16 protein-coding genes are annotated in these 14,587 nt (G+C 62.3%); 9 read left to right on the top strand and 7 right to left on the bottom strand.

Going from position 1 to position 14,587, the window contains the following annotated elements; translation table 11 throughout:
• The first annotated feature begins 182 nt into the window (after positions 1-182).
• The 4 genes from BUB54_RS05935 to BUB54_RS05920 are packed head-to-tail and all read left to right on the top strand — an operon-like array spanning position 183 to position 4,332.
• The gene (locus BUB54_RS05935; RefSeq protein WP_048877275.1) at positions 183-1,061 is read left to right on the top strand and encodes a helix-turn-helix domain-containing protein; all 879 of its coding nucleotides are present in this window, start codon (positions 183-185) and stop codon (positions 1,059-1,061) included.
• Complete coding sequence (gene sseA / locus BUB54_RS05930) at positions 1,061-1,894, top strand: 3-mercaptopyruvate sulfurtransferase (RefSeq protein ID WP_048877221.1); 834 nt, start codon at positions 1,061-1,063, stop codon at positions 1,892-1,894. The genes BUB54_RS05935 and sseA overlap by 1 nt, the downstream gene beginning before the upstream one ends.
• Positions 1,895-3,076, top strand: coding sequence for a cystathionine beta-lyase (metC, locus tag BUB54_RS05925; protein ID WP_048877220.1), 1,182 nt, complete (start codon positions 1,895-1,897; stop codon positions 3,074-3,076).
• Complete coding sequence (locus tag BUB54_RS05920; RefSeq protein ID WP_048877219.1) at positions 3,073-4,332, top strand: MgtC/SapB family protein; 1,260 nt, start codon at positions 3,073-3,075, stop codon at positions 4,330-4,332. The genes metC and BUB54_RS05920 overlap by 4 nt, the downstream gene beginning before the upstream one ends.
• 1 nt (position 4,333) lies before the next feature.
• Here the strand turns inward: BUB54_RS05920 and BUB54_RS05915 are convergent, their stop codons facing one another.
• Positions 4,334-4,624 (bottom strand): antibiotic biosynthesis monooxygenase family protein, encoded by a 291-nt coding sequence (locus BUB54_RS05915; RefSeq protein WP_048877218.1) that lies wholly within the window; start codon positions 4,622-4,624, stop codon positions 4,334-4,336.
• Between the two features lie 4 nt (positions 4,625-4,628).
• Entirely contained in the window at positions 4,629-5,474 is an 846-nt protein-coding gene (locus BUB54_RS05910) for a fumarylacetoacetate hydrolase family protein (protein WP_048877217.1), read from the bottom strand.
• Between the two features lie 126 nt (positions 5,475-5,600).
• Here BUB54_RS05910 and BUB54_RS05905 point away from each other — a divergent pair, with 126 nt between their 5' ends.
• Positions 5,601-5,918, top strand: a complete 318-nt coding sequence (locus BUB54_RS05905) for a YciI family protein (protein ID WP_048877216.1) — start codon at positions 5,601-5,603, stop codon at positions 5,916-5,918.
• Positions 5,919-6,207: 289 nt separating this feature from the next.
• Here the strand turns inward: BUB54_RS05905 and parA are convergent, their stop codons facing one another.
• The gene (parA, locus tag BUB54_RS05900) at positions 6,208-6,837 is read right to left on the bottom strand and encodes a ParA family partition ATPase (RefSeq protein ID WP_048877215.1); all 630 of its coding nucleotides are present in this window, start codon (positions 6,835-6,837) and stop codon (positions 6,208-6,210) included.
• A gap of 27 nt (positions 6,838-6,864) precedes the next feature.
• Here parA and BUB54_RS05895 point away from each other — a divergent pair, with 27 nt between their 5' ends.
• The 3 genes from BUB54_RS05895 to BUB54_RS05885 all read left to right on the top strand — a co-directional run bounded on the left by BUB54_RS05895 (position 6,865) and on the right by BUB54_RS05885 (position 11,205).
• Complete coding sequence (locus BUB54_RS05895) at positions 6,865-8,211, top strand: NAD(P)H-hydrate dehydratase (protein WP_052948263.1); 1,347 nt, start codon at positions 6,865-6,867, stop codon at positions 8,209-8,211.
• Positions 8,212-8,321: 110 nt separating this feature from the next.
• The gene (locus BUB54_RS05890) at positions 8,322-8,774 is read left to right on the top strand and encodes an RcnB family protein (RefSeq protein ID WP_158320057.1); all 453 of its coding nucleotides are present in this window, start codon (positions 8,322-8,324) and stop codon (positions 8,772-8,774) included.
• Positions 8,775-8,847: 73 nt separating this feature from the next.
• Positions 8,848-11,205, top strand: a complete 2,358-nt coding sequence (locus BUB54_RS05885; protein WP_048877213.1) for a hypothetical protein — start codon at positions 8,848-8,850, stop codon at positions 11,203-11,205.
• Here BUB54_RS05885 and BUB54_RS05880 read toward each other — a convergent pair.
• The 4 genes from BUB54_RS05880 to BUB54_RS05865 all read right to left on the bottom strand — a co-directional run bounded on the left by BUB54_RS05880 (position 11,202) and on the right by BUB54_RS05865 (position 14,238).
• Positions 11,202-12,596, bottom strand: a complete 1,395-nt coding sequence (locus BUB54_RS05880; RefSeq protein WP_048877212.1) for an MFS transporter — start codon at positions 12,594-12,596, stop codon at positions 11,202-11,204. The two genes, BUB54_RS05885 and BUB54_RS05880, sit on opposite strands and share 4 nt — an antisense overlap.
• Positions 12,597-12,671: 75 nt before the next feature.
• Positions 12,672-13,181, bottom strand: coding sequence for a demethoxyubiquinone hydroxylase family protein (locus tag BUB54_RS05875; protein WP_048877211.1), 510 nt, complete (start codon positions 13,179-13,181; stop codon positions 12,672-12,674).
• Positions 13,178-13,645: a disulfide bond formation protein B gene (locus BUB54_RS05870; RefSeq protein WP_048877273.1), complete on the bottom strand. Its 468-nt coding sequence runs from the start codon at positions 13,643-13,645 to the stop codon at positions 13,178-13,180. The genes BUB54_RS05875 and BUB54_RS05870 overlap by 4 nt, the downstream gene beginning before the upstream one ends.
• A 38-nt stretch (positions 13,646-13,683) precedes the next feature.
• Positions 13,684-14,238 carry a DsbA family protein gene (locus BUB54_RS05865; protein WP_048877210.1) on the bottom strand — a complete coding sequence of 185 codons (555 nt, stop codon included), beginning with the start codon at positions 14,236-14,238 and terminating at the stop codon, positions 13,684-13,686.
• Between the two features lie 103 nt (positions 14,239-14,341).
• Here BUB54_RS05865 and BUB54_RS05860 point away from each other — a divergent pair.
• Positions 14,342-14,587 (top strand): transposase (locus BUB54_RS05860; protein ID WP_073211364.1); only part of this gene is annotated, 246 nt, incomplete at its 3' end.

The raw sequence follows: 14,587 nt of genomic DNA, 5'->3' as shown, positions 1-14,587 counted from the left end.
CGGGCTTGCTGAAAACCCGCAAGCCCGCATGAGGCGCAACAAATCTCATGACATCAAAGCATTCGCACAAAACATAACATTTATGTCATGTTAACATTTTCCGAACCGCAAGGTTGATTTCTGAGACAAACTTCATGAAATATGTCCTTGGTCAGGAAATGTCGCAGCGAGGTAAGGAATTGATGCGTTTCAACGAAATTGGCCAGCAATTACGGGCTTACCGCATGGAATCCGGCCTGAAGGCAGAGGAAATCTCCGCCCGGCTTGGCGTCTCCCGGGCCGCGCTGTACCGCTATGAAAAAGGCGAGGTCATCAAACTTGATACCGTTAACCGCCTGGCTGAGCTGCTAAAAATTTCGCCGCTTACCCTGCTGGGCATCGGCGTTGAGTATTATTCCAAGCCCGTCGGCTATGCGGAACGGTTGCGCCAGATCGAGGAAAGCTCCGACCAGATCCTCCAGGTTTTCGGTCCCGTCTGCTATCTCATCACCTCCGAGCATTTTGATGTGATTTTAGCGCAAATGCTGGAGGAACACGCGGAATCACTGGGGGCGGACAAACATGCCGCCCGCGTTGCGGCTGAACAACTTGTAGGTGTAATGATCTCCCGCAAGCAGATGTATCAGACGCGCAAGCCGTCCATCATCGGTATCCTGACCATCCCCGCTATCCAGAAATTCCTGGCCGATGGCATCGCCTCCGCCGCCAACGTATCCGAGCCGCTGCGCCTTGCAGCGCGGGAGGCCGCCTTGCGGGAGGTCGAGCTGATCGCCAATCTGATGGAAAGCGAACCCATTGGCTTGCAGCTGGGCCTGATGGCGCAAGGTGAGCCCAACGGCCCCTTCACGCTGCTGCGCTCGCGCGAACGCGCCACGCTGGCCATCAACCCGTTCCCGGCGGATTCACCGCCGAACATCCAGTCCGGCGTGGCCATGATCACCGGCGCGGAAGATGCCGTCGCCGCGCATCAGCGTGTCGCGGAGCTGGCTTGGCGAGAGGCCACAAAAGGGGCCACCGCGGCGCAGCAGGTGCGCGCGCTCATCGCAGCCGCGCGCGGCTGATGGAACCGTTAATTCAGCCCGCCACGCTGCGGGCCATGCTGGGCCAGCCGGGCATTGCCGTGCTGGACGCCAGCTATTTCCTGCCCAATGAGGACCAGGACGCCACCGCGAACTTCGCCGCCGCCCACATCCCCGGCGCGCGGTTTTTTGACGTGGACAAGATCGCGGACCAGACCTCCGGCCTGCCGCACATGCTGCCCACGCCCGAGGCGTTCGCCGCCGCCATCGCCGCCATGGGCATTAGCAATGAAACGCAGGTGATTGTTTACGACCAACGCGGCATTTTCTCCGCCCCCCGCGTATGGTGGATGTTCCGCGTCTTTGGCCATGACAAGGTGCAGGTGCTGGATGGCGGCCTGCCCGCCTGGATGGCTGCGGGTGGTGCCACGCAAGCCGGTGAGCCGGAGGCCGCAACGCCCGCGCGCTTCACCCCACACTTCAAGCCGGAAATGGTGCGCTCGATCAAGGATATGCGCGCCAATCTGCAAAGCCAGGCGGCCTTGATGCTCGATGCAAGGGCTTCCACGCGGTTCTATGCCCAGATGGCCGAGCCGCGCCCCGGGATGAGAAGCGGCCATATTCCCGGTGCCATCTCCCTGCCCTTCGGTGCCTTGCTGGAAAATGGCTGCTATCTGCCGCCAGCGCGGCTGCGCGATGTTTTTTCCGCCACGGGAATCAATGGCAGCAAGCCGCTCATCGCCTCTTGCGGATCAGGCGTGACCGCCTGCGTGCTGGCGCTGGGGCTGGTGCAGGCTGGTTTACCGGAAGCGGCGATTTACGATGGCTCCTGGGCCGAATGGGGGGCGCGGGACGACACGCCAATCGAGGTATAGATGGTTCGTAAAATCGAGACGGCGCTGGTTCAGGCTGGGCGGGCGCCGGTTAAGCAATATGGCTTCGTCAACCCGCCACTGAAGCGCGGCTCCACGGTGCTACACGCCAATGTGGCGGCGAAAAAGGCCGTGGGCCAACGCGCCGCGCTGGAGCCGGTGGAGAATTACGGCGTGATGGGCAGCGAAACCCATTTCGCCCTTGAAGCCGCGATTGCAGAAATTGAAGGCGGCTCCCATGCGCAGGTCACCGGCAGCGGGCTCTCCGCCATTACCGTGCCGCTGCTGGCTTATCTGAACACGGGCGAGCATCTGCTGGTACCTGATTCGGTTTACGGGCCAACCCGCACTTTCTGCGACACCATGCTTGTGCGCTTTGGCATTGAGGCGACCTACTATGACCCGATGATCGCGCCCGGGGATCTGGCCGCGTTATTCCGCCCCAACACCAAGGTACTGTTCACGGAGAGCCCAGGCAGCCATACATTCGAGGTGCAGGATATTCCGGCTCTGGCGCACGTGGCGCACGCCCATGGCGCCAAAGTGTTTCTGGACAACACCTGGGGGATTCTGCACTTTGCCCCGTTCCGGCATGGGGTGGATGTCTCCATTCATGCCCTCACGAAATATCCGGGCGGCCATTCGGACATTATCCTGGGCGCCGTGGTGGTGAATTCCGAGGAGGATTGGCGCTGGCTGCGGCTGGGCTCCCTGCAAATGGGCAATTACGCCAGCCCGGATGATTGCTGGCTGGCCCTGCGCGGCTTGCGCACAATGCATGTGCGGCTGAAGGCGGCCGAAGCGGCGGGGCTGCAAATCGCCAACTGGTTCGCCGCCCGGCCCGAGGTGGCGCGGGTACTGCACCCGGCTCTGCCCACCTGCCCCGGCCACGAGTTTTTCAAACGCGACTTCACCGGCGCCTGCGGGCTGTTCGGCGTGGTGTTCCAGCCACGCTACAGCGCCGAGGACGTGGTGAGGATGATTGATGCGCTTGCCATGTTTGGCATCGGTGCGAGTTGGGGCGGGTTTGAAAGCCTGGTGCTGCCCACCACCGGCACCATCCGCCGAACCGCCGGCACCGGCAGGTTCGAGGGCGAGGCCGCGCGCTTCCAAATCGGGCTGGAGAATATCGACGACCTGATCGTAGATCTGGACCAGGGCCTAGCCGCGCTGCGCGGCGCATGATCGCGCTGCCGCATCTGCTGACCGGCTTTCTGGCCACGGCGGGGCTGGCGTTCATCATCGGGCTGGAGCTGCACGCCTACCGCCGCCGGGGGGAAGGCGCGCTGCTGCCCGAGGCGCAGGGCTTTGGCACCACCCGCACCGTTACGCTCATCTCCGCCCTGGGGTTTGTGCTCTGGGTTATCGCACCGGTGGTGCCGTTCTGCGTCGGATTCGGCGTACTGGGGCTGGCGCTGATGCTGGAATACCGCAAGCGGGTGAAAGCTGGCGATACCTCTCTGGTGCCCACAATCATCGGGCTGATCGCCTTCGCGCTGGGGCCGTTGCTGCTCACCGTGCCGCTAGCGGTGGTCGCGGCGTTGACGGTGCTGATTCTCGTGGCGCTAGGCGAGCAGGTCAAAATCCGCCGCTTCTCAGACGCCTTCCCCACCCAGGAAGGTGTCACACTGGCGAAGTTCCTGGTGTTGGCCGGGTTGATCTACCCGCTACTGCCCAACAAGAACGTGCCTTATCTGCCAGGCATCAGCTGGACAAAAATCTGGGCCGCCGTGCTGGTCATCTCGGCCATCTCTTATCTGGGCTATCTGGCGCACCGTTATGTGTTCCCGCGCGCGGACACGCTGCTCACCGGCGTTCTGGGCGGGCTGTATTCCTCCACCGCCGCCACTGTGGTGCTGGCCCGCGCCGCCAAGGCAGATCCGCAAAACGCCGCCTTTGCCCCGGCGGCGGTGATTATCGCCACCACCATGATGTATGCGCGGCTGCTGGTTTTGATCGCGCTGCTCGGCCATGTGGATGCGGCGATGGCGCTGGCTTTGCCGTTTGGCGGGCTGTTTCTGGCGTCCTTGGCGGCGGCCGGCGTGCTGACCTGGCGCTCACGCGGGGAGCAGACGCAGGCTCATTCCCCGGTCAGCGCCAACCCGCTGGACCTGCCGGTGGCGTTTCTTTTTGCCGCGTTGTTTGTGTTTTTCGCCGCCATCACGCAGCTCGTCACCACCAAGTTCGGCGTGGCCGGGCTGCATGTGCTGAGCTTTTTGGTTGGGTTTTCGGATATCGACCCATTCATCCTCTCTTTGCTCGCGGGTAAATTCGCGGTCAGCCAAGAGGCGGTCACGGCGGCGATTCTGATTGCCAGCGCCAGCAACAATCTTCTGAAGGCGGGCTATGCGCTGGCTTTTTCCCGGAACAGGATGATGCTGCCCGCCGCCGGTTGGCTGTGCCTCACGGCGGCGGTTTCGTTTATCGTAGCGTTCGCCTAATTTAGATCACCGTCTCGCCATGCCAGACAACCGGCGGGACGGCAAAGCAATGACCGACATTCGCCCGCCACTCCTGAAAAGCCGGCGATTCACGGAATGTGACCATATGCGCCTCCACACTTTCCCACTGCACCATCAGCAGAAACTTCATTGGGTCCTCGACTGAGCGTTGCACGCCCATGCCAAAGCAGCCTTCCGCTGCCAGAAATAGCGGGCGGCTCTTGGCGGCGCCGTCGATGAAGGCTTGCTCCATACCCGCTTTCACCTCAATTTGCGCGAATTCCGTAACCATGACCTTACCCCCCTACCGTTTTGGCTTGCTGTTCGCCCAGCCCTTCAATGCCCAGCCGCACCGTCTGGCCCGCGCGCAGGAAGATGGGCGCAGGTTTCTTGCCCATCCCAACCCCCGCCGGTGTGCCGGTGGCGATGATGTCACCCGGGTGCAACGTGATAAACTGCGAAACGTAAGACACCAGCGTCTTGACGCTGAAGATCATGTTGGCGGTGGTGCCATCCTGCATCATCTCCCCGTCCACCTCGCAAAACAGTCTGAGCGCCTGCGGATCCGGCACCTCGTCCTTGGTGACAAGATACGGGCCAACAGGGCCGAAATGGTCGCAGCCTTTGCCTTTGTCCCACTGGCCGCCGCGCTCGGTCTGATATTCGCGCTCGCTCACATCATTCACGACCGCGTAGCCCGCGACGTAATCCATCGCCTCATCCTCTGAAACGCGGGAGGCCTTGGCGCCGATGACCACGCCCAGTTCCACCTCCCAATCCGTCTTGCGCGAGCCGGGGGGGATGATGATGTCATCATGCGGGCCGCAAAAGGCCGACAGCGATTTCAGGAATAAAATCGGCTCTTTCGGCGTCTTGCCGCCCGTCTCGGCCGCATGGTCGGCATAGTTGAGCCCGATGCAGACAAAATTCAGCGGACGCGGAATGCACGGCCCCACCCGGTGCTCAACCTTCAGCACGGGCAGCTTAGCGGGGTCCAGCTTCTGCAGATGCGCCAGCCATTCCAGGCTGACCGGCTCACTGCCGATATGCGGCAGCACATCCTCCAGCGTGCGGATTCCGCCTGCGGAATCAAGCATGCCCCACTTTTCCTGACTGTCATCCCCATAGCGCAGTAGCTTCATTCTTCCTCTCCTTGTCTTCCGCCTTCAGCGTTCAGCACAAAGCTGGGTGGCGAACATGCGGCGTGTCAAACCCCCGGTTTCATACTACCGGTGGGTATAAAGTATGAGGAGAGGGTCTCAAACCACATGCCACTCTACATTCTGCATGCCAAAGACAAACCTGGTTCCCTGCAGCTCCGGCTCGACCATTATGCCGCCCACCGCATGTTTCTGGAGGAACAGGACGAGGCAGGAACCGTCTCCGTGCTGATGTCCGGCCCGCTGCAAACCGATGACGGTGAGCAAATGACCGGCTCGCTGCTATTGCTGGAAGCCCCCAGCCGCGACGTGATCGAACGTTTTATTGCCGAGGACCCGTTCACCCGTGAAGGTGTGTGGGGAGAGGTGAATGTCTCCCGTTTCTACCGCCGCCGCTCACCTGGGCGTGAGCCGTTGCCACGTTGAACGCGGCTTCCCATCAACCTGGAAATTAAAAAGGCCGGTCCTTATGGACCGGCCTTTTGCATCTTGAGATGCAACGTTTCTTGGCTCCCTAAACTTGGCGGGTGACATTTAATGCCACGCTCCTCAAAACGTCCTGTTCTGGAGCATTTTGAAGGCGATTTATACGCCATGAGCAGGTTTGTGGCGGAAAAGAGTCAGACTTGCAAGTCTAGCAATGCTGTTTTCTGCATGATGACGGCATTAACTAGAATTTTTTTTCATCCCTTCCTCACAAATCCATCACCGTTCTTTAGAATCCCAGCGCCAGCAGCGCCCGCACGGCGGCACGCACCTCCTCCGCCGCCTGGGTGTTGGGGCCGGCCTCTGTCACGCCCAGCCCATCGGCAAAAGCGTTGGCATAACCTGCGCGGTTCGCCAGCGCGGCGGGCAGCAGGGTGAGTTGCCGCGCGACAATTTCAGCTTCCAGCCGCTTGCGTAACCGCGAGGAGGCGGCCGCGCGATTGAATAATAATGCAGCCGGGCTGCGTTCCTCCGCCGCCAACTTCAAGGTGCCTTCCGCCGCCCACAGATCCGGCGGCGCGGGATTCAACGGCACCAGCACCAGATCCGCGCCGCGAATCGCCCGCCTGGCATCGCTGTCGATCACCGGCGGGGTGTCCACAATCACGTAATCATACTCGGCCTTTAGCTTCTCCAGCTCATTGGCCAGCCGCCAGCCTGACACGCTGAACACCTCCACCCCAGGTTTGGCCTTGGCCGCCGCCCCGCGTAACCGCCCCCAGGCGCTCAGACTCGCTTGAGGGTCTGTATCCAGCAGCGCCACGCGCCCCTCCTCAGCCAGTGCTGTGCCGAACTGGGCAGCGATCATGGTCTTGCCCGCGCCACCTTTTTGCTGTGCAACCGCGATAATCTTTCCCATCAACAGCCTCCTGCTAGGATGCAGTAAATGGCATATTCCTTTGAACGGCCAGAGTCTTTTACCGGCGCGCTGCTAACTCCAGTGCAAATGGCCCAGGCGGATGCTCTGGCGGGCGACACAGCAAGGCTGATGGAAGCCGCAGGACGCGCCATTGCACGCAGTATTATGCGGCGCTGCAAGAAAGTGCCGGTGCTGGTGCTGGCTGGGCCGGGCAATAATGGCGGCGATGGCCGAGTCGCCGCGCGTTATCTGGCTTGGGAGGGCTGGCCCGTACGGGTGCGGGACTTTCGCACAGCGGACCCGGCCGAGGTCGCGCGAGCCGGTCTGGTCGTCGATGCGATTTTCGGCGCCGGGCTGTCACGCGACCTTGATGAACACACTATCTCCCTGCTGCGGGCCGCGAAAAACCTTGTGGCGGTGGACGTGCCCTCCGGCCTCGACGGCGCCTCCGGACAGGTCCGCGGCTTTGCGCCGCAAGCCGCCTTCACCGTGACCTTCGTGCGCAAAAAACCGGGCCATCTGTTGTTTCCGGGCCGGGCTTTATGCGGGGAAGTCTTGCTGCGCGATATCGGGATGCCGGTATCGATCATCGGCCGGGTGGGGCCGGATATCTGGGAAAATAGTCCGTCTTTATTCACACTGCCGCCGCGTGACACCGGCGGGCACAAATATACCAGCGGCGAGGTCACCATCCTCTCCGGCACTCTGCCCGGCGCAGCACGGCTGGCGGCCATGGCGGCCCGGCGAGCGGGGGCGGGGATGGTCAGCCTCGCGGCGGCGGATGCCTCCCCGTTGCCGGAAGCCGGCATCATCCTGCGGCACGACCCGCTGGACAGACTGCTTGAAGATCCCAGGCGGCTGCATTGGGTGGTGGGGCCTGGGCTGGGCGTGGCGGCGGCGGGCGTGGCTCTGGCGCGGCTGCTACAAACACCGGGCCTTGCCATCCTCGCGGATGCAGACGCGCTCACCGCCTGCGCGGGAACGCCAAAAAAACTGCGCGGTGTTTGTGTCATCACCCCGCATGAAGGCGAGTTCACCCGGCTATTCGGCACAATCGGCCCGGACAAAATCGCCGCCGCCCGCCGCGCCGCCGCGCTAACCGGCGCGGTGACGGTGCTAAAAGGACCGGACACCGTTATTGCCGCGCCGGAAGGCACCGCCGTCATCAACGCCAACGCCCCGCCCTGGCTGGCCACGGGCGGCACGGGGGATGTGCTCTCCGGGCTGATCGCCGCTCTGCTGACGCGCGGCATGGCGCCCTTCCCCGCCGCCTGCGCGGGGGTGTGGCTGCATGGCGCTGCGGCGCAAGAGGCCGGGCCAGGCATGTTGGCGGAAGATTTACCCTCGATTCTCGGCCATATTACCCAGGGATGAGCCTTAATTCCGCCAAAAAGGAGAAAAGTTTTATCACAACTTCACTGTTTCCGGCCCTGGAAGCGCCCAGATCGGCGTCAATGTTCCTGTTATCGAAAGGAGACGCATTCATGCGCTTGACGAAATATCTTCTCGCCGGTGTGGCGACACTGACTCTGGCGTCGAGCCCTGCCTTGGCACAACCTGGCCAGGGACCGGACCAGCATGGCGGCCAGCCGGGTGGCGGCCAAACGTTTCATGACCAGCACGGCCAAGGTGGACAGCCTTCGGATGGCGGCCCCGATAGTGGCTACCATCAGGATGGCTATCATCAGGACAATTATCATCACGATGACGGCCATCATGATGAAGGTCATCACGGCCCCAGCGGGCCGCACGGCCAATGGGCGCGCGGCGACTATTATAACGGCCCGCGCGTGATCGTGCCGCATGGGGACTGGGACCATTATCATCTACGCCCGCCGCCGCCCGGCTATGAATGGGTCAATACCGGCGACCAATTTGTCATGATCGCCATTACCAGTGGCATCATTGCCGGTATTCTCGCCGGTTCCGTGCATTAATGTTCTGGCCCCGCTCGCATTTCGGGGGCGGGGCCAGATTTCATGACAGCACAAATTGCATTATAGTGCCGTCATGAACGAAATACGGCCTCTCGGGCAGACCGCGGGAAATTTGGAAACGCTGGCGGAAGTTGAGCGGAAACTGCTCTGGCTCTCCGCCTGGATTATCCATCACGCTAATAATATCCGTCCGAATCCAACCGGCGAGAAGGTCGGCGGGCATCAGGCCTCATGCGCTTCCGTCACCTCAATCATGACGGCGCTGTATTTCGACGCGCTGCGCCAGCAAGACCGCGTGGCCGTTAAACCGCATGCTTCACCGGTGCTGCATGCCATCAATTATCTGCTGGGCCGGCAAAGCCTGGAGAAACTGCAAAGCTTCCGGCAGTTTGGCGGCGCGCAGGCTTATCCTTCCCGCGCCATGGACGGCACCGAAATCGATTTCTCCACCGGCTCTGTTGGGCTTGGCGTAGCCATCACCAGCTTTTCAGCGCTGATCCAGGATTATGTGAAAGCACATGAGATGCTGCCCCCCGGCGCCGCGCATGCGCGAAACGTGGCCGTAGCGGGCGATGCGGAGCTGGATGAGGGCAATATTTACGAAGCCCTGCTGGAAGGTTGGAAGCACGATGTCCGCGATGTCTGGTGGGTGGTGGATTGCAACCGCCAGAGTCTCGATTCCGTAATGCCCGATCGGCTGTTCGGCCGGTTTGAGGGGCTGTTCCGCGACATGGGCTGGCGTGTCGTCACGTTGCGTTATGGGCGGCAGTTACAAGACGTGTTCGTCCGCCCCGGCGGTGCCAGCCTGCGTGCCTGGCTGGATGAATGCCCGAACTCGGTTTACTCCGCCCTCACCTTCCAGGGCGGCGCGGCATGGCGTGAGGCGCTGCTGAACGATATGGGCCGCAGCCGTGGCGTGCGCGCGCTGATCGACCCGCTAAGCGATGCGGATCTCGCCACGCTGATGACCAATCTGGCCGGGCATGACCTTGCCACCCTCACCGCCAGCTTCGCCCATGCGGCGCAGTCCGACCAGCCGACCTTGTTTCTTGCCCATACCATTAAAGGCAATGGCCTGCCGCTCGCCGGGCATAAAGACAACCATGCTGGCCTGCTGACGCCTGAGCAAATGGACGAGTTCCGCACCACCATGCAGATCCGCCCCGGCCATGAGTGGGACCGGCTGGAAGGGCTGCAAACCCCGCAGCGCGTGGAACGCCTGCTGCGGGACGCGCCGTTCGCCACGCCCCTCACCCCGCAAGGACGGCGGATGGACGCGCCTATCGTGCCCGTACCCGCCACCCTGCCCGGCCCGCGCACCGCCGGGCGGCGCATGAGCACCCAGGCCGGGTTTGGGGAAATTTTGTCTGAAATCGGCCGCGCCCAGGGGGAGAGCAAGGCGCTGTCCCAGGCCATCGTCACCTCAAGCCCGGATGTGGCGACATCCACCAACCTCACCTCCTGGATCAACCGCCGCTCCATGTTCGCCCGCAAGGCGCAAGAGGACGTGTTCCGCAAGAGCAAGGTCGCCTCCATGGTGCGCAAGGACATGCACCCCGGAGGCCAGCATATTGAACTTGGCATTGCCGAGCAAAGCCTGTTCCTGCTGTTGGGCGCGGCTGGGTTGGCGCATGACCTGTATGGCGCGCGACTGCTGCCGATCGGCACGGTGTATGACCCATTCGTGAATCGCGGCCATGACGCGCTGTATTATGCGTGTTACCAGGATGCGCGTTTTCTGCTGGTCTCCACCCCTTCCGGCATTACGCTGGCGGCTGAAGGCGGGCAGCATCAGGCCGCCAACACGCCGCTGCTGGGCATTGTGCAGGACAAGCTGATCGCCTTTGAACCAGCTTATTGCGATGAGCTGCGGATCATGCTGCGCCATGCCTTCGAATATATGCAGAAGCCGGAAGGCTCCGCCGTCTGGCTACGGCTTTCCAATTTCGCCCTGCCGCAGCCTACGCGCACGCTGAACCCCGACCATGTTCTCGCCGGCGCGCATTGGATTACGCCTCCCGCCCCCGGCGCGGGGCTGGCCATCGCTTATCAAGGCCCAATGGCGGCGGAAGCCGAAAAAGCCTTCGAGATCGTGCGCGAGGATGTGCCCGGCGTCGGACTGCTGGCCATCACCAGCCCCAACCGGCTTTATGCGGGCTGGCGGGCCGCCCAGCGCCAACGCCGCCAGGGCATTAAAGCGCAATCGCATATTGAGGAAACTCTAAGCCCCCTCGCTCCCGGCGCGGCGCTGGTCACGGTTCTGGATGGCCACCCGGCCGCCCATAGCTGGCTGGGGGCGGTGCGCGGCCAGCGTGTAATGGCGCTGGGGCCGGACCATTTCGGGCAGTCCGGCTCGGTGGCTGAGCTGTACCGGGAGTATGAAATGGATTGCGACGCGATCCTGGATGCCTGCGCCGAGGCGCTGGCTTAACCTTCCATCCCCCGCCCGCCTTTGGCGAACAGACGCATCGCGCTGGCAATCGCCCCCAAAAACGCGGCGAGTGAAGCGAACGCCAAGCAGGTTCTGGTTGGCGCGGGGTGGGCCAGCCCGAGCGTAATGGCCACCAGCATACCGCCAATGGTCTGCCCCAACAGGCGAACCACCGAGATCATGCCGCTTGCCCCGGCTAGGCGCGGCTTTGGCGCATTCATCAACATCGCCTTGTTGTTCGGCGGCTGCACCAGGGAGAACCCTAGAGCCGCGAGGGAAATGCGCCAGACAATGTCGATATCCGTGGGCGCAGCGGGCAGAAGCCGCAGCAGCAAAAAGCCGAGGCTGAGAATCAGCATTCCCAGCGTGGAGAGAATCGCCGCAGGGTAACGATCCGCTAGCCGCCCCACAAACGGAGCCGTCAGCACGATGCTCAACGGCCAGGAGGTGATGACAAGGCCGGTTTCCACCGGGCCGCGATGCAGCACATCCGTCAGATTGAACGGCATTGAGATGATAAAGAAATTCGAGGCCAGAAACGCCAGGAAGCCGGTAGCAAAGGCCGCTGCGAACCCGCCCCTCGCCAGCAGATCCACCGGCAGCAGCGGATGCGCGCGGGTAAGTTGCAGGCGCACCAGCGCCGCCATGGCCACAATGCCGACGGCCAACAGCCCAAACCCCAGCGTCCCGCCTGGGCCCTCAGCGAAATGGTCGCCGCCAATCACAATACCGCCCAGCCCCAGCCCCAGCAGCACGGTGCTCGTCATGTCGAACTTCACATCCGCGCGCGGGGTTTTCGGCAAGGCGGTCAAGGCGAAGTAAAACGCCGCCAGACCGAAGGGCAGATTGATCAGGAACAGCCATTTCCAGTTGGCCACCGCCAGCACCGCTGCCCCCACGGACGGCCCCAGCGCCACGCCCAGCGCGATCACCAGCCCGTTCAGAGCAATGCCGCGCCCCAATAGCTCAGACGGATAGATATGCCGCACCAGCGCGGCATTAACCCCCAGAATACACGCCCCACCCAACCCTTGCAGGGCACGAGCCATGGTAAGCTCCCCCAAGGTCTGCGACATGGCGCACAGCAAGGAGGCAAACACAAACATCACCAGCCCAATAAGGCACATGCGTGCATGGCCGAATTTTTCGCCCAGCCGCGCCACCGGCAGCAAAGAAGTTACACTGGCAAGCTGATAAGCGTTGATGACCCAGATGGAAGCGGAGGCGGTGGCATGCACATCCCGGGCAATCTCCGGCATGGCGATGTTGACCACCGCATAATCCAGCACCGAGAGCAGCACCGCCATGGCCACGGCAAACATGGCCCGCAACCGCGCCGGGCGGGGCAAACCGTCTTGAATCGGCTCTGCGAGGGCCAGGGTTGCGGACATGCCCGCTCCCTAAGCCGCAACGCTAAAAAAGGACAGCTTTTTTGACCGAGAGGCAGCCATGCGCCCTCGCCAAGATCAAACGGCTTCGCTGATCCTGATGGCAGCCTTGCACCCGGCTTTAATCAGGCCGGAGAGCAGGCGGTAAGCGGGGGCTTGCTCGGCGCCGTTTTCGAGGCCGATATCACGGTGCTCCAGCTCCTCCAGCCGGAAACGCTCAATCGTCTCCTTCAAGTCGCTTTCGTCCTCGTTCAGCGCATCGCGCTGGCTGGCATAATGCTCGTCGATGGTTTCCTCCACCGCCACGGTGCAGGCCATCGCGGCTTTTTCGCCCATCGCGGCGGTAATGGCGCCTAGCGCGAACCCGGCGACATGCCAAAACGGCAGCATGGCGGTGGGGCGGGAGCGACGCTCGGCGATCAGCGTCTCGAAGGTTTGTTTATGAACCGTCTCCTGCTCCAGCATGTGGCGCAGCAAATCGCCCTTCGGGCCGCGCCCCAATACCGCGAGCTGCCCGGCATAAATCCGCTCAGCCCCATATTCGCCCGCATGATCCACCCTGACGAAACGCTTGATCTTCTCGCTCATGCACCCCTCCTTGGCCGTGACGCCATGAAGAAAAACAAAACCGTAAGTAAAATGGCGGCGCAAAAATCCATTTGCGTCATGGATAGCGGCAACCAGGAAATCAGATGCACCGGCCGTTCGCAAGAGACAGAAGGTGTCATCGGCAAGGGCGCGCCGGGGGTGAGAATGCCGTTACATTCCGGCAGCGGGGATTTCCACCAATGGAACTCCACACCCACATGAATGCCCGCGATCACCACATCGCCCAGCATCGCCACTCCGGCCAGCGCCACCAGCACGCGCCCCAGACCGCCGCCGAACAGCACCGCCAGCAGCCCCAGTACAATGACGATTCGGTAGGGCCAACGCTCCCACAGGCACAGTTCGCACGGCACCAGATGCAGCCCGTATTGGGCAAAATACGCCACGCCGAGCGCGGCCGCAGCCAGAAGGGCCGCGATCAGGCCCGCCAATCGGAAATTCATACCCTGGCTTTTGCTCCCTTTTCCCACCGCCGCCAAGCTTAGACCGGCAACTTGGCGATCCAGTCCTCAACCGCGTCACCGCTGCTCAGTTTCGGCTCGATCAACCCGTTCACCATGAAGGTGGGGGAGACGTGAATCCCGTTCTGGCGGGCATATTTGGCGTGCCACTTTACCTCGGTCTGCAGTTCCGGCACGGAAAAGGCCGCCGCCAGCTTCAGCCCGGCATAAGCCTCGATCCGGGCGATAATCTGTGCCGGGGTGGTGTCCATATTCGGCCCAGCAGAATGTTTCTCGAACTCAAACTCCTCGCGGTGGTCGGCTACGGCCTTCATCACCTTCTTCGCGGCCTCCTTGCCATCCGGCAGGCAGGACGCCGCGAGAATCGCGCGCACGATCACGCCGGAGAACATATGCCAGGGCTGGGATTGCAGGCGCAATTTCACCGTAATCCGGTCCGGTCCGGCTTTTTCCAGCAACTCGTCCAGCTTGTTGAAGCTTTTGACCGAGAAGGGGCAGGTCGGCTCCAGAAACATTTCGAAAACAGCCGGGCCATGTCCCCAGACCAAGGGCGCGGCGCTGAAAGGTTTGGTCATGTGCAACCTCCTGGCGAGTTTAGAAAAAAAGCCGCCTCACAGGGCGGCTCAGACTGCTGACAAACCCCTGGCGCAAGCCGGGGGTTTTTGATTCATTGTTGTGATGCTGAAGAAACCATCCTCGCCGCAGACGGCGCTTGAGATTGTTACATTGGACAGCCTGGTCCCGGCGGACCACCTGCTGCGCAAGATCGACGCTGTGATTGATTTTACGTTCATCCATGATCTGGTGGCCGGGCTCTACTGCCCGGATAATGGGCGGCCGCCGCTGGATCCGACCTTAATGTTCAAGGCGCTGTTCCTTGGCTACCTGTTTGGCATTCGCTCGGAGCGGCAACTGGTGCGCGAG

The sequence above is a fragment of the Acidocella aminolytica 101 = DSM 11237 genome (genome assembly GCF_900129125.1).
GTDB lineage: Bacteria > Pseudomonadota > Alphaproteobacteria > Acetobacterales > Acetobacteraceae > Acidocella > Acidocella aminolytica.
This window is presented reverse-complemented; position numbering and strand designations above follow the sequence as displayed.

Bases quoted from the DNA above. Each gene is read 5' to 3' on its own strand.
- sseA (WP_048877221.1), top strand. From the start codon at position 1,061: ATGGAACCGTTAATTCAGCCCGCCACGCTGCGGGCCATGCTGGGCCAG.
- BUB54_RS05865 (WP_048877210.1), bottom strand. From the start codon at position 14,238: ATGACCAAACCTTTCAGCGCCGCGCCCTTGGTCTGGGGACATGGCCCG.
- BUB54_RS05905 (WP_048877216.1), top strand. From the start codon at position 5,601: ATGCCACTCTACATTCTGCATGCCAAAGACAAACCTGGTTCCCTGCAG.
- BUB54_RS05920 (WP_048877219.1), top strand. From the start codon at position 3,073: ATGATCGCGCTGCCGCATCTGCTGACCGGCTTTCTGGCCACGGCGGGG.
- BUB54_RS05870 (WP_048877273.1), bottom strand. From the start codon at position 13,645: ATGAATTTCCGATTGGCGGGCCTGATCGCGGCCCTTCTGGCTGCGGCC.
- BUB54_RS05875 (WP_048877211.1), bottom strand. From the start codon at position 13,181: ATGAGCGAGAAGATCAAGCGTTTCGTCAGGGTGGATCATGCGGGCGAA.
- BUB54_RS05890 (WP_158320057.1), top strand. From the start codon at position 8,322: ATGCGCTTGACGAAATATCTTCTCGCCGGTGTGGCGACACTGACTCTG.
- BUB54_RS05935 (WP_048877275.1), top strand. From the start codon at position 183: ATGCGTTTCAACGAAATTGGCCAGCAATTACGGGCTTACCGCATGGAA.
- BUB54_RS05885 (WP_048877213.1), top strand. From the start codon at position 8,848: ATGAACGAAATACGGCCTCTCGGGCAGACCGCGGGAAATTTGGAAACG.
- parA (WP_048877215.1), bottom strand. From the start codon at position 6,837: ATGGGAAAGATTATCGCGGTTGCACAGCAAAAAGGTGGCGCGGGCAAG.
- BUB54_RS05910 (WP_048877217.1), bottom strand. From the start codon at position 5,474: ATGAAGCTACTGCGCTATGGGGATGACAGTCAGGAAAAGTGGGGCATG.
- BUB54_RS05880 (WP_048877212.1), bottom strand. From the start codon at position 12,596: ATGTCCGCAACCCTGGCCCTCGCAGAGCCGATTCAAGACGGTTTGCCC.
- metC (WP_048877220.1), top strand. From the start codon at position 1,895: ATGGTTCGTAAAATCGAGACGGCGCTGGTTCAGGCTGGGCGGGCGCCG.
- BUB54_RS05915 (WP_048877218.1), bottom strand. From the start codon at position 4,624: ATGGTTACGGAATTCGCGCAAATTGAGGTGAAAGCGGGTATGGAGCAA.
- BUB54_RS05895 (WP_052948263.1), top strand. From the start codon at position 6,865: ATGGCATATTCCTTTGAACGGCCAGAGTCTTTTACCGGCGCGCTGCTA.